At 65.3% G+C, this 13,342-nt stretch carries 12 protein-coding genes; all 12 read left to right on the forward strand.

Annotated elements, in window-relative coordinates; genetic code table 11:
- Positions 1 to 655: 655 nt before the first annotated feature.
- The 12 genes from VM94_RS15990 (at position 656) to VM94_RS16045 (ending at position 13,335) form a co-directional block, all read left to right on the forward strand.
- Complete coding sequence (locus tag VM94_RS15990; RefSeq protein ID WP_046684288.1) at positions 656 to 3,187, forward strand: M4 family metallopeptidase; 2,532 nt, start codon at positions 656 to 658, stop codon at positions 3,185 to 3,187.
- A 248-nt stretch (positions 3,188 to 3,435) separates the two neighbouring features.
- On the forward strand, positions 3,436 to 4,629 hold the full coding sequence (locus VM94_RS15995) for a type II secretion system F family protein (protein ID WP_046684289.1): 1,194 nt from the start codon (positions 3,436 to 3,438) through the stop codon (positions 4,627 to 4,629).
- 10 nt (positions 4,630 to 4,639) lie between these two features.
- A complete protein-coding gene (locus VM94_RS16000) occupies positions 4,640 to 6,337 on the forward strand; it encodes a GspE/PulE family protein (protein WP_046684290.1) in 1,698 nt (565 codons plus the stop codon).
- Complete coding sequence (locus VM94_RS16005; RefSeq protein ID WP_138828982.1) at positions 6,324 to 7,112, forward strand: hypothetical protein; 789 nt, start codon at positions 6,324 to 6,326, stop codon at positions 7,110 to 7,112. The genes VM94_RS16000 and VM94_RS16005 overlap by 14 nt, the downstream gene beginning before the upstream one ends.
- Complete coding sequence (locus tag VM94_RS16010) at positions 7,103 to 7,645, forward strand: hypothetical protein (RefSeq protein WP_046684291.1); 543 nt, start codon at positions 7,103 to 7,105, stop codon at positions 7,643 to 7,645. Before VM94_RS16005 ends, VM94_RS16010 begins: the two co-directional genes overlap by 10 nt.
- Positions 7,633 to 8,253 carry a type 4a pilus biogenesis protein PilO gene (gene pilO / locus VM94_RS16015; protein WP_046684292.1) on the forward strand — a complete coding sequence of 207 codons (621 nt, stop codon included), beginning with the start codon at positions 7,633 to 7,635 and terminating at the stop codon, positions 8,251 to 8,253. The genes VM94_RS16010 and pilO overlap by 13 nt, the downstream gene beginning before the upstream one ends.
- On the forward strand, positions 8,250 to 8,789 hold the full coding sequence (locus VM94_RS16020) for a hypothetical protein (RefSeq protein WP_046684293.1): 540 nt from the start codon (positions 8,250 to 8,252) through the stop codon (positions 8,787 to 8,789). Before pilO ends, VM94_RS16020 begins: the two co-directional genes overlap by 4 nt.
- Before the next feature lie 17 nt (positions 8,790 to 8,806).
- A complete protein-coding gene (locus VM94_RS16025; RefSeq protein ID WP_046684294.1) occupies positions 8,807 to 10,687 on the forward strand; it encodes a general secretion pathway protein GspD in 1,881 nt (626 codons plus the stop codon).
- A complete protein-coding gene (locus VM94_RS16030) occupies positions 10,684 to 11,154 on the forward strand; it encodes a type II secretion system protein (protein ID WP_260687320.1) in 471 nt (156 codons plus the stop codon). The genes VM94_RS16025 and VM94_RS16030 overlap by 4 nt, the downstream gene beginning before the upstream one ends.
- A 5-nt stretch (positions 11,155 to 11,159) precedes the next feature.
- Positions 11,160 to 11,543 (forward strand): type IV pilin protein, encoded by a 384-nt coding sequence (locus VM94_RS16035; protein WP_092712201.1) that lies wholly within the window; start codon positions 11,160 to 11,162, stop codon positions 11,541 to 11,543.
- Entirely contained in the window at positions 11,530 to 12,066 is a 537-nt protein-coding gene (locus VM94_RS16040) for a hypothetical protein (RefSeq protein ID WP_046684296.1), read from the forward strand. Before VM94_RS16035 ends, VM94_RS16040 begins: the two co-directional genes overlap by 14 nt.
- 45 nt (positions 12,067 to 12,111) lie before the next feature.
- Positions 12,112 to 13,335 carry a M24 family metallopeptidase gene (locus tag VM94_RS16045; RefSeq protein ID WP_046684297.1) on the forward strand — a complete coding sequence of 408 codons (1,224 nt, stop codon included), beginning with the start codon at positions 12,112 to 12,114 and terminating at the stop codon, positions 13,333 to 13,335.
- Positions 13,336 to 13,342 lie beyond the last annotated feature (7 nt).

Here is a 13,342-nt window from a genome sequence, read left to right on the forward strand (position 1 = left end):
TTCCGGTGCACGCACCAGGAGCCGGCAACCCTTCCTGAAAAAAGGATGCACTGCGCCAGCGGCCACGCCGGGCGGCGCGGTCGGACTCGCGGAAAAGAACCCCTCGCGGGGGAAGAGCCGGCTGGCGGCCGCTAGGAAGGCGGATGCAGCATGAATGCCGCTCCAGAGGGGAAATGACTGAAACCCACAGCAGAAAACAGAACTGACGTCATGTGAAACTCCCGATTTTTTTTCCCGATGCGCTGTATCTGGACGCGGTCATTGCCGCGTGCGCTTTTTTTGTTTTCGCCTGGTCCGCTGGGGACAACGCGAAGAGCTAGTGTAGATCGCAACATTTAGAAAAGGCAACAGTGTTTTTCCAACAGAACGCTCCATTAGGGGAAGTAGTCCATAACAAAAGTTGCAGCTTGTGGTAGATCAAACTTTCCAACGATCCGGCGCCGATAAATGTTCAATTTTTAACAAAAATTCGTGGAGTGACCCATTTCTTGAATTTTTTGACATGGCGATCTCGACAAGTTTAGTGTCGCCCTACCCGGCGTCATGCCACCACAAAACGGCAGGCTATCCGCCCGTCGCCAGGCACGCCGGGGTGGCCATCAGGCATCGCGGCCAGCTCATTCACCATTTCCTTAACCGATACCATGGAGCAGAAATGAATTTACGTTTGACGATAGTTGCCGCATCCATCGCCGCCCTGCCGCTGATGGCCACCACGGCAGACGCCGCCACGCCGCTGCCACACACCCTGATGGCTGCCCCGGTCGCCCTGGCTTCTCCACAAGAGACCGCCAGCCTGGTCAACAAGCTGGCCGCGCAGGCGCGCAGCCGCGGCCTGAACACCGAACATGGCTTTGCCGTCGGCGCCCAGCATCCGGGTGTCAGCGGCACGCGCGTGAGCCGTGTGCAGCACACCTACAAGGGATTGCCCGTCTTCGGTTCCGAGACGGTCGTGGTCAGCAACAGCGCCGGCGACATCGTCAGCGAATCCGTGTCGGACCGCGCGTCCGGCCTCGGTAGCGGCGGCGTCAATTCCGTCACCCGCAGCGCCACCACCGATATCGACACCACGCCGGCCATCAGCGCCGCCGCCGCCATCGCCGCCGCCGTGGACAGCATTGGCGTGCGCGCCGTCGACCACGTGCCGCCGCATGCGCAGCTGCTGATCTACCCCGTCATGAAAACCGTGCGCGTGGCCGGCGCGGAGAACAAGTCGGAAGCCGCGCTGAACGCCCTCGACGTGCAGGACGTGGTCGACCATTACGAGCTGGCCTACCTGGTGCAGACGCGCATGATCAGCGGCAGCAAACCGGTCTACTACGACACCGTCGTCAGCGCCAGGGATGGCCGCATCCTGCGCCAATGGAAAGCCCTGAAAACCGTGGCCGGCATCGGCAACAGCCAGTACAACGGCCAGGTGCCGCTCAACACCACGCTCACGGGCAGCACCTACACCATGAAGGACCCCAGCCGTGGCACGGGCGGCAGCTTTGGCGGCATGGCCATCACGAATGCCAACCACGGCACCACCTCGGGCAGCGTGTACAGCAGCACCAGCAATACCTGGGGCGACGGCCAGCAATACATCAACGGCGGCAGCACCACCAACGCCAACGGACAGACGGCGGCCGTAAACGCGATGTGGGGCCTGATGAACACCTACGACACGCACAAGAACGTGCTGGGCTGGTCCAGCCTGGACGGCAACAACACGGCCACCCACATCGCCGCCCACGTCAACACGGCCTACGACAACGCCTACTACGACAGCAACTGCAAGTGCATGTACATCGGCGACGGCGGCAGCTCGTTCAACAACCTCGGTTCCATCGACGTGATCGGCCATGAAATGGGCCACGGCATCACGGACGCCACCTCGGGCCTGATCTACTCGCAGGAGTCGGGCGGCTTGAACGAATCGAGTTCGGACATCGCCGGCGAAATGGTGGAAGCCTATGCGCGCGCCGGCGGCACGGGCACGACGATTCCCAACACTGGCAACGATTGGATGACGGGCAAGGAGATCGCCAAGAATGGCCAGCCGCTGCGCTGGCTGTACAAGCCGAGCAAGGATGGCAGCAGCCCGAATGCGTGGAGCAGCACCATCAAGAACCTGGACGTCCACTACAGCAGCGGTCCGAACAACCGCATGTTCTACTTCCTGTCGCAAGGTTCGAACTCCACGTCCAGCAGCGACTACTACAGCTCCTACCTGAACAAAAGCCCGCTGGCCATGACCGGTATCGGCAGCGACAAGGCGTACCGCATCTGGTTCAAGGCCGCCACCACCAAGTTCACCTCGTCGACCAACTACGCCGACGCGCGCAACAAGGTGCTGCAGGCAGCCGAGGAACTGTATGGCGTGGGCAGCGCCGAGTCCATCGCCGTCAAGCGCGCGTATGCGGCCATCAACGTGGGCGCGGACGTCGATGAATCGACCACAGGCGGTGCGGTGACCATCACCAGCCAGCCGGCCAGCATCACCGTCGCACCGGGCGCCACCGCCTCGTTCGCCGTGGGCGCGGGCGGCGGCACGGCACCGTACACCTACAAGTGGTTCCGCAACGGCGCCGTGATCAGCGGCGCCACGTCGCCCGCCTACAGCTTCACGGCCGTGGCGGCCGACAGCGGCGCCGTCTTCAAGGCCACGGTGACGGATTCGTCCTCGCCCGCCGTGACGGCCACGTCGAACAACGCCACCCTGACGGTCGGCACCAGTTCGGCCACCGAAAGAGTGACGAACGGCGGCTTCGAGTCCGGCGCCACGGGCTGGAGCGGCACCACGGGTGCCATCGGCACCTTCACGGGCCAAGCCGCCTATGAAGGCACGAAGTACGCCTGGCTGGGCGGCAATGGCGCCACGGCCAGCGAATCGCTGACGCAAAGCGTGGCCATTCCGGCCGCCGCCACGTCCGCCAGCCTGACCTTTGCGCTGCATATCGACACGGCTGAAACAGGCAATACCGTGTACGACAAGCTGGTCGTCACCGTGAAGAACAGCGCCGGTACGGTGCTGGGCACCCTGGCCTCGTACTCGAACGTGAACAAGGCTGCCGGCTACCAGATCCGCACCTTCGACCTGATCGCCTACAAGGGCCAGACCGTGCAGATCTCGTTTGCCGCGACCGAGGATGCATCGCTGCAAACCTCGTTCGTGATCGACAAGGTCAGCCTGGTTACCCAGTAAGCGGCTGAATTGCGGGCAAGCCATCGATACAGGGCTTGCCCGCACGGCACGATTGATTTCCTGGCAATTCCAGTCTACCCTGAGGCAGTGATTGCCTCCTGCCTGCTGCCGGTACCCGCGACGAATTGAACTTTTTTTGGATTGTTCCTGACCGATGCCTACTTCGACCTTGTCCGCACGCGCTGTACCCTTTTCACATCACCCCATTTTCACGCCCCAGGCCCTCGCCATGCTCGCCTGAGCCGACGATGCAGTTCCACCTCCAGGTGCAGGGCCCGGCGGGCAGCCAGGCGCTGGCCATCGACGCCGCCAGCGAGGCCGAGGCGATCCGCGCGGCCGTGCGCGGCGGCTGGCGCGTGCTGGCCGTCGATGACGGCGCTGCGCAGGACGCGGGCGTCGCGCTGCGTCCCGGCAAACAGGGCCTGCCCCTGCTGCAATTCAGCCAGGAGCTGCTGGCCCTGCTCGAAGCGGGCCTGAACCTGGGCGAGGCCATGGCCACCCTGCACAACAAGGAAACGCGCGCGGGCGCCAAGGCCACCCTGGCCGCCATCGTCCTCACCCTGCAGCAAGGGCAAAGCTTTTCCGACACCCTGGCCGGTTTCCCCGACATTTTCCCCGACATTTACATCGCCACCGTGCATGCGGCCGAACGCTCGGGCAACCTGCCCGAGGCGCTGGCGCGCTTCGTCGCCTACCAATTGCAGTTCGACGCCATCCGAAAAAAACTCATTTCCGCCGCCATCTACCCGTGCATGCTGCTCGTTGTCGGCGGCCTCGTGACCCTGTTCCTGCTCGGCTATGTGGTGCCCAAGTTCAGCGTCGTCTACGAAAGCTCGGGCCGCGAGATTCCGTGGATGTCGCAAATGCTGCTCGGCTTTGGCCAGACCCTGGCCGCGCATCCGCTGCTGTGCGCCGGCGCGCTGGCCGCCGTGGTCGGCGCCGTGGTCTTCGGCATCGCCAACCGCGCCATGCGCATGGCGCTGGTGCTGCGCCTCTTGCGCCTGCCCGTACTGGCCGGGAAGGCGGCGGAATTCCGCCTGGCCCGCTTCTACCGTGCCCTCAGCCTGCTGCTGCACGCCGGCATCCCGCTGCACAAGGCGCTGGCCATGGTCGGCCCCATGCTGCTGCCGGCGCAGCAGGAACAACTGGCGCAGGCGCGCCGCGCGGTACAGGAAGGCATGCCGTTTTCCACCGCGCTGGAACAGGCCGACATGGCCACGCCGGTGGCGCAATCGCTGCTGAAAGTGGGAGAGAACACGGGCCGCCTGGGCGACATGCTGGAACGCTCGGCCAAGTTCCACGACGAGGAATTCGCCCGCTGGGTGGACTGGGCGTCGCGCCTGCTCGAACCGCTCTTGATGACCATCATCGGTGTCGTCATCGGCGGCGTGGTGGTGCTGATGTACATGCCGATCTTTGAACTGGCGGGGAGCTTATCGTGAGAGTCATGACATGAACGCACGCGACGAGGAACGGGCCGTGCTCGATGCCGCCATGCTGCGCCGCGCCCACGCCAGCGCGCTGCAACAGGGCCGCCCGCAGATGGCCGTGCTGCAGGAAACGGCGGCCCTGCCGCCCGAAGTCTTTTTGCGCCAGCTGGCCGCCCTGTTCCGCTACCCGGCGTGGACGATGGTCGAGCTGCAGGCCGCCTTGCCCGCGTTCGGCCTGCTGCCCTACACGGATTGCGCCCAGCGCGACTGCGTGCTGCTGCAGCCTGGCGTCCCCGGCGCGCCGCCCGTGCTCGTCATCGGCAACCCGTTTGCCGAAGACTTGCTGCAGTGGGCCGACTTCGCCCTGTCCACGCCCTTCACGGTGGCGCTGGCGCACCCGGACGATCTGGCCGCCTATCTGCTGCAACAGGAAAGCGTGCAGCAGGCGATGCAGGAAATGCAGCATGGGGATGATATCCCGGGCCTGGACCAGAGCATCGAAGACATCTCGCTGATCCGCATCAGCGAGGACAGCAGTCCGGTGGTGAAATTGGTGAACTCCACCATCTACGACGCCCTGAAATTCCAGGCCAGCGACATCCACCTCGAATGCGACGTGGCCAGCCTCGTCATCAAATACCGCGTCGACGGCGTGCTGGTGCAGGCGGGCCAGGTGCAGGGACTGGCGATGGCCGAGCAGATCATCTCGCGCATCAAGGTCATGGCCGATCTCGACATCGCCGAGCGCCGCATCCCCCAGGATGGCCGCTTCAAGGTGCGTGTGAAAGGGGCGGAGATCGATTTTCGCGTTTCCATCATGCCCAATATCTTTGGCGAAGACGCCGTGCTGCGCCTGCTGGACCGGCGCGCGCTGACGGAAGCGGCGCAGGCGCTGCGCCTGGAAAGCCTGGGCCTGAACGAGGACGCCATCGAGCAGATCCGCCGCCTGGCCGCCAAGCCGCACGGCATGCTGCTGGTGACGGGACCCACGGGTTCCGGCAAGACCACCACCCTGTACGCGGCCATCACGGAAATCAACACGGGGCGCGACAAGATCGTCACCATCGAGGATCCCGTCGAATACCGCTTGCCGCGTGTGCTGCAGATTCCCGTCAACGAAAAGAAGGGGCTGACGTTTGCGCGCGGTCTGCGCTCCATCTTGCGCCACGACCCGGACAAAATCATGATCGGCGAAATCCGCGACGACGAAACGGCGCAGATCGCCGTGCAGGCAGCGCTCACGGGCCACCTGGTGTTTACCACCGTGCATGCAAACAACGTCTTTGACGTGGTCGGCCGCTTCCTGCACATGGGCGTCGACGCCTACAGCTTTGCGGCGGCCCTGAACGGCATCGTGGCGCAGCGCCTGCTGCGCCTCAATTGCGCCCATTGCGCCGTCGACGCCAGCGCCGAAGTACTGGCCGATGCGCAGCAATTGCGCGACAGCGGCCTGGCCCTGCACCAGGTACAGGACTGGCAATTCATGGCCGGCAAGGGCTGCGGCCACTGCCGCGGCACCGGCTACAAGGGCCGCAAGGCCGTCGCTGAAGTCTTGATGCTGAGCGACGCGATGCGCGAAATGATCTGCACGCGCGCGCCCCTGAGCCAGATGAAGGAAGAAGCGGCACGCAACGGTTTTCGCCTGGCGCGCGAAGCGGGGCTGGATCTGGTACGGCGCGGCGAAACCACTTTAGCGGAGCTCAATCGTGTCACTTATTGAACACCTTGCCCGCGCCACCGTGTGCCTGCACCTGGCGCCGCACGGGCTGCATGGCGTGCTGCGCCGCGCCGGCCGTCCCGTGGCGGACAGCGCCTTCCACCTGCCCATTGCGAATCCCGACGCCAGCTGGGAAGTGGCGCTGGCCGCCCTGCGCGGCTGGCTTGAACACGCTGGCGCTAAAAAACTGCCGCTGGCCGTCAGCCTGGCCAGCCGCTGGTGCGCCATGCAGGTGGTGCCGTGGAGCGGCGCCCTGCTCGACCGGGCCAGCGCACAGCGCTTCCTGCACAGCCAGTTCGCCGCCGTCTACGGCGAGGGCGCACGCGCCTGGCACCTGGCTGCCGACGACGCCCCCTATGGCAAGCCGCGCCTGGCCTGCGGCATCGATGCGGCCCTGCTGCAAGGCGTGCAGGACGCGGCGGCAGCACATGGCCGGCGCTGCCTGTCCATCGAGCCGATCGCCGGACCGGCCTGGCGCAGCATCGCCGGCGGCAAACCGGCCGCCTTCGCCCTGGTGGAAGCGGGCAGGCTGCTGCTGGCAACGGCGAGCGACGGACGCATCACGGCCCTGCACAGCCAGTCCTGCGCCGCGGACTGGGGCGATGAACTGGAACGGGCCTGGCGGCGCTGGAACTTGCGCGCGCCGCAGCTCGACGCCATCGAACAGGTGACGCTGCTCGACTTGAGCGGCGTGCCGCAAGCGAACGTGCCGGAGCGCTTCGTGCCCGTCGCCGTGGCCAGCGGCGCCCACCTGATGCGGGAGGCCGCATGGGCCTGAGCCGCCTGGAATTCCTGCCGCCCGGCGCGGCGCAGACCTTCAAGGGCTGGCGCCTGGCCCTGTGCCTGGCGGGCGGCTTGATGCTGCTGCCGGCCGCCGGGTACTGGCTGGTGCAGGCGCAGGAAACGCGGCGCCTGGAAGCGCAACTGGCGCAGCTGCAGCCCGCGCGCCCCGTGCGCGCGCCCTTGTCGGTGAGCCAGCAGCGCGAACGCGACCTCGAACTGAAACAGGTGGCCGCCGCCGTGCGCCAGCTTAACCTGCCCGTCACGCGCCTGATCAAGACAGTGCAGGCGCCGCGTGACGTGCGCGTGGCCCTGCTGGGGCTGGACCTGAACGCACAGCAGGGACAGGATGGCGCCAGCGTCCTGAAGATCGCCGCCGAGGCGGAAACGCCGCAAGACATGCTCAATTACCTGGCCTTCCTGAACCAGCAACCCATGTTCAGCTCCGTGTATCTGCTCAAGCACGAGATGAATGCGAACGCCCCCGAACACCCTTACCGTTTTCAGCTGGAGGCGCAATGGCGGCAATAAAACCCGTGTTAAAAGCCGGCACGCCCGTGGCCCGCGCGCGCCTGCAGCTGCACGTGCCGCCGCGGCTGGCGTGGGAAGCCGCGCGTCTGTGGCGCACGCTGGGCTGGCCCAGCGCCATGGGTGCGGCCTGCTTGGCGCTGGCCGCTTTCGCAGTGCAGCAGGGCGATGCCTTGGGCACGCGCCAGCAGCAACTGGCGGCGCAACTGGCCACGGCTGCCAGACAATCGGCGCTGCCGCCGGCACCCGTCACGCTCGATGCGGATGCCGACAGCCTGGCCGCCTTTCACGCCTACCTGCCCGCGCATGACAGCATTCCCGAACAATTGAAGGCATTGCTGGAAGTGGCGCAAAAGAGCGGCGTCACCCTGGCCAAGGCCGACTACAAGCCGCAGGAAGACGGCAACACGGCCTTTTTACGCTACCAGATCACCCTGCCCGTCAAGGCCGAATACGCGCAGCTGCAAACCTTTATCGTCGACGCCCTGCAAGCGCTGCCCACCCTGACCTTGGACTCCGTGCTCTTCAAGCGCGAGCAGATCGAGGCGGGCGAGATCGACGCGCGCATCCAGTTCATCCTGCTGGTGAAGAAGGCGGAGGTGCGTCGATGAAAAAAGCCGTACTGGGAGCCGCCGCCGTGGCGACCTTGCTGGCCGCCCTCTTCGCGCCCGAGGACGAAGGCAGCATCGTCGGGCCGGCCACGGCCACGCCGCGCCAGGTGGAGCGGGTGGCGCCAGCGCCCATCGCTGCCGCCACTGCAGCTGCGCAAACGAATCGCGCGCTGGCCATCGAACCGCGCCGGGGACTCGACGACGAGGAAGCGGCCACCCTGTTCGCCAAGCAAAGCTGGCAGCCGGAGACGCCAAAAAAGATCATGCTCGACCAGCAGGCGGCCCAGGCCGCACTACCCGTTGCCCGCGTCGATGCAAACGCGCCGCCACCGCTGCCATTTCAATTCCTCGGCCGCTTTGTCGACGAAGGCAAGGCGGCCTACTTCCTGCAAGCGGGCGAACGCAATGTCGTGGCGCGTCCCGGCGATATGCTGGAAGAGCGCTACCGCTTCGACGGCGTGGTGCAGGGTGCCCTGCAATTTACCTATCTGCCGCTTAACCTGAAACAGACACTCGCCGTAGGGGACCTCAATTGAAACGACGCGCCGCACCCATGTCTCGTAATCTCATCACCCTGCTGCCGATGCTGTCCCTGCTGGCCGCCTGCGCCGGCAACCAGGCCTATAACGATGGCCAGGCCATGCTGGGCGCGGGGCGCACGGAGCAGGGACTGGCCCTGCTGGAACAGGCGGCGCAAGCCGAGCCGACCAACGCCAAGTACCGTATCGCCGTCACCAACGGCAGGATGCGCGCGCTGAACAATCTGAATGGCCGCGCCGAGGCGCTGCGCCAGCAGGGCAAGCTGCCCGAAGCACAGGCGCTGTACCAGCAGGCGCTGACACTGGACGCCAGCAACGACGTGGCGCAGCGGGGCCTGGCCGGGGTGGCGCAGGATGAACGGCACCGCAAGCTGGTGCAGGAAGCGCAGGCCAGCTACCAGCGCGGTGGCGAGGCGAATGTCGCGCAGGCGCAGGAAGCCTTGCGCCAGGTGCTGCAGGAACGCCCCGCACAGCGCGAGGCGCTGGCCCTGAAAAGCCGCATCGGCGAGGCGCAGTCGAAAAGCCTGCCGGCCGGCGGCAAGCTGGCGGCGGCCTACCGCAAACCCGTCACCCTCGAGTTTCGCGACGCGCCGCTACGCTCCGTGTTCGACTTCATCAGCAAGGTGTCGGGCCTGAACTTCGTCTTCGACAAGGAGGTCGACCCGGCCCTGCGCGCCACGATTTCCGTGCGCGATACCAGCATCGAAGAGGCGATTACCATGCTGCTGGGCGCGAACCAGCTGGAACAAAGCGTCACCAGCGACAAGTCGATCACGATCTACCCTAACACGCCGCAAAAAGTGAAGGATTACCAGCAGCTCGTCGTGCGCACTTTTTTCCTCGCCAATGCCGATGTCAAGACGGTGGCGTTTTCCATCAAGACCCTGCTCAAGGCCAAGGATGTCGTCACCGATGAACGCCTGGGCATCATCATGCTGCGCGATACGCCGGAAATGGTGCGCATGGCCGAGCGCATCATCAACGTGCAGGACCTGGCCGACCCGGAAGTGATGCTGGAAGTGGAAGTACTGGAAGTCAAGCGCACGCGCCTGATGGAACTGGGTGTGCGCTGGCCGGACCAGGCCAGCCTGACACTGGCCGGTGCTGCAGGTATTACGGGAGGCCTGGGCGGCCTGAAAGTGGCGGACCTGCACCGAATCAATGGCGACAATATCAACCTGGGTATCGGCGGCGTCACCCTGAACGCCAACAAGACGGACAGCGACAGCAATATCCTCGCCAACCCGCGCATCCGCGTGCGCAACAAAGAAAAGGCCAAGATCCTCATCGGCGACCGCGTGCCCGTCATCACCGTCACGACGAATAACGGCGTCAGTTCCGACAGCGTCAACTACATCGACGTGGGCTTGAAGCTCGACGTGGAACCGAACGTCTACCTGGACGACGAAGTGGCCATCAAGATCAACCTGGAAGTGTCGAACGTCGTCAAGGAAGTCATCAGCAAGACGGGCACGCAGGCTTACCAGATCGGCACGCGCAGCGCGTCCACCGTCCTGCGCCTGAAGGATGGCGAAACCCAGGTGCTGGCAGGCCTGATCAGCGATGAAGACCGGGGTACGGCCAACAAGGTGCCGGGCGTGGGCGAACTGCCCGTGCTGAACCGCCTGTTCGGCAGCCAGAAGGACGACGCCATGCGCAGCGAGATCGTGCTGTCGATCACGCCACGCCTGCTGCGCAGCATCCGCCGTCCGGACCTGATGACGGCCGAATTCAATTCCGGCACCGAGGCATCCGTGGGCGGCCGCGCCAGCGTGGGCGGCTCTCCCGAGGCTATCGCCGCGCCCGAGCAGGCCGCGCCACGCGCCGGCTCGCCCATGACGGGCGGCGACGAAGCGCCCGCCGCCGGCGAAAAATCAGGCAAGGGTGGCCAGTGAAACCAAGGGGATTTACCTTCATCGAGCTGATGATCACCCTGGCCATCATGGCGACCCTGGCCACGGTGGCCGTGCCAATGGCGCAGGTGGCCTTGCAACGTGCGAAGGAACAGCAATTGCGCAGCGCCCTGATCGAGATGCGCGAAGCGATCGATGCCTACAAGCGCGCTTCGGACAATGGCCGCATCAAGCTGTCGCTGGGCGCCTCCGGCTATCCGAAAAAACTCGAGGAACTGGTCGAGGGCGTGCCCGACCAGCGCAGCCCGTCCAAGCAAAACATCTATTTCCTTCGCCGCCTGCCGCGCGACCCGTTCCAGCCCAGGGAAGAAGGCAGCGCAGCCGACAGCTGGAGCAAGCGCGCCTATGCCTCGCCGTCCGACAACCCCAGCGAAGGCGAGGACGTGTTCGATGTCGCCTCGCGCTCGACCAAGGTGGGCCTGAACGGCGTGCCGCTCAATCAATGGTGAACCCGATGCCTGCCTCCTCTCTACGTCGCGGCTTTACCCTGGTCGAACTGCTGGTGGTGCTGGCGATCATTTCGCTGCTGCTGACGATCGCCATCCCCCGCTATTTCGGTTCCGTGGAAAAATCGAAGGAAGTCGCCCTGAAGGAAAACCTGCAAGTACTCAGGAGCGGCCTCGATAAATACTATGCCGACAAGGGCGAGTATCCGGCCGCGCTGGCCGACCTGGTGACGCACCATTATTTCCGCAGCGTGCCGCTCGACCCCGTCACTGAGTCCGCCGCCACCTGGCAGTTGATCCCTTCGCCCAATGGCGAGATCGGCGGCGTGGCCGACGTGCGCAGCGGCGCCAAGGGCAAGACGCGCGAGGGCATCCCCTTTGAGCAGCTCTGATTTTCGACGCCGCGCACGGGGCTTCGCGTATATCTGGACCCTGATGCTGGTGGCCTTCATGGGCGTGGGCCTGGTCGTGGCCAGCGAATTGCATGCCACGGCCGCGCGGCGCGACAAGGAGCGCGAGCTGCTGTTCATCGGCCATGAATTCCGCAATGCGCTGGGCCGCTACTACGACAGCACGCCGGGCGACGGGCGGCCCCGCTATCCATTGACCCTGCAGGAGCTGCTGCGCGACCCGCGCTTTGCCAACGCCCGGCGTCATCTGCGCCGCGTGTATGCGGACCCCGTCACGGGCAAGGCGGAATGGGGCCTGCTGCGGCAGGAGGGACGCATCGTCGGCATCCATTCGCTGTCGCCGCAACTGCCCATGAAGCAGGACAATTTTCTCGACGAAGACGCCAGCTTGCGCCGCAAGCAACGCTACGCGGACTGGCACTTCACGTATCCGCACGACCTGGTGCTGGCCCCGCCCGATGCGGCCGGCGGCGCGCCCGGGCTCAAGCCGAAAGGCGCGAACTGATATCATGCCCGCATTCCATATTCAGCATCGAACAAAGGAGCAGGCATGAGCATAGGTGGCACTTCCATCGAACAGGCATTGGCATCGCTGTCGGACATGACGGGCGGCATGGTCGCCATCGGCAAGGACGAACATGCGCAACGCATCGCCAGGGCGCAAGCGTTCATGCGCCAGCAGGGCATCGCCGCCATCTACCTGAACGCGGGCGCCAACCTCACCTATTTCACGGGCACCAAATGGTATGCCAGCGAACGCATGGTGGGCGCCATCCTGCCGGCCAGCGGCGACATCGAATACATCGCCCCCGCGTTCGAGGAAAGCACCTTGCAAGGCTTCATGTTCATCGAAGGCAAGGTCAATTGCTGGGAAGAGCATGAAAGCCCGTACCAGCTGTTCGTCGATGTGCTGGCGCGCATGGGCGTGGCGCAGGATGTGGCTGCCCCGCCGTGCGTGGGCATCTGCGAAAGCGCCGCCTTCTTCATCTACGACGGCATCAAGCCGCTGGCGCCCGGCTATGCGCTGGAAAACGCGCGCGCCGTCACGGCCTACTGCCGCAGCCGCAAGTCGGCTGCGGAAATCGCCCTGATGCAGCGCGTGATGGACATGACCCTGGCCGTGCACGTGGCCACGGCCAGCATGCTGTACGAAGGCATCACGACGGTGGAAGTGGAAGAATTCATCCAGCGCGCGCACCGCAAGGTAGGCGCGCCCCGCTCGTATTTCTGCATCGTGCTGTTCGGTGAAGCGACGGCGTATCCGCATGGCGTCAACTACGTGCAGACCTTGAAGGCAGGCGACACGGTGCTGATCGACACGGGCTGCCAGGTGATGAACTACATCTCCGACATCACGCGCACCTATGTGTTTGGCGCCATCAGCGAACGCCAGCGCAGCGTGTGGAACAGCGAAAAAGCCGCGCAGGCCGCCGCATTCGCCGCCGCGCAGCTGGGCGTACCCTGCGGCGACGTGGACCGCGCCGCCCGCGTGTCGCTGGAGGCAGACGGCTACGGTCCCGGCTACAAGCTGCCAGGCCTGCCGCACCGCACGGGCCACGGCATCGGCCTCGACATCCACGAGTGGCCCTACCTGGTGGGCAATGACACGACGCCGCTCGACGTGGGCATGTGCTTCTCGAACGAGCCGATGATCTGCATCCCCGGCGAATTCGGCATCCGCCACGAAGACCATTTTTACATGACGGAAAACGGTCCGCGCTGGTTCACGCAGCCGGCGCACAGCATCGACGATCCGTTCGGGCTGCGGGCTTAAGCCGGGT

This window comes from Janthinobacterium sp. KBS0711 (genome assembly GCF_000988085.1).
GTDB lineage: Bacteria > Pseudomonadota > Gammaproteobacteria > Burkholderiales > Burkholderiaceae_D > Janthinobacterium > Janthinobacterium lividum_E.

What these genes read in the sequence shown, in the direction of transcription:
- VM94_RS15990 (WP_046684288.1), top strand. Translation starts at nt 656, where the DNA reads ATGAATTTACGTTTGACGATAGTTGCCGCATCCATCGCCGCCCTGCCG.
- VM94_RS15995 (WP_046684289.1), top strand. Translation starts at nt 3,436, where the DNA reads ATGCAGTTCCACCTCCAGGTGCAGGGCCCGGCGGGCAGCCAGGCGCTG.
- VM94_RS16000 (WP_046684290.1), top strand. Translation starts at nt 4,640, where the DNA reads ATGAACGCACGCGACGAGGAACGGGCCGTGCTCGATGCCGCCATGCTG.
- VM94_RS16010 (WP_046684291.1), top strand. Translation starts at nt 7,103, where the DNA reads ATGGGCCTGAGCCGCCTGGAATTCCTGCCGCCCGGCGCGGCGCAGACC.
- pilO (WP_046684292.1), top strand. Translation starts at nt 7,633, where the DNA reads ATGGCGGCAATAAAACCCGTGTTAAAAGCCGGCACGCCCGTGGCCCGC.
- VM94_RS16020 (WP_046684293.1), top strand. Translation starts at nt 8,250, where the DNA reads ATGAAAAAAGCCGTACTGGGAGCCGCCGCCGTGGCGACCTTGCTGGCC.
- VM94_RS16025 (WP_046684294.1), top strand. Translation starts at nt 8,807, where the DNA reads ATGTCTCGTAATCTCATCACCCTGCTGCCGATGCTGTCCCTGCTGGCC.
- VM94_RS16035 (WP_092712201.1), top strand. Translation starts at nt 11,160, where the DNA reads ATGCCTGCCTCCTCTCTACGTCGCGGCTTTACCCTGGTCGAACTGCTG.
- VM94_RS16045 (WP_046684297.1), top strand. Translation starts at nt 12,112, where the DNA reads ATGAGCATAGGTGGCACTTCCATCGAACAGGCATTGGCATCGCTGTCG.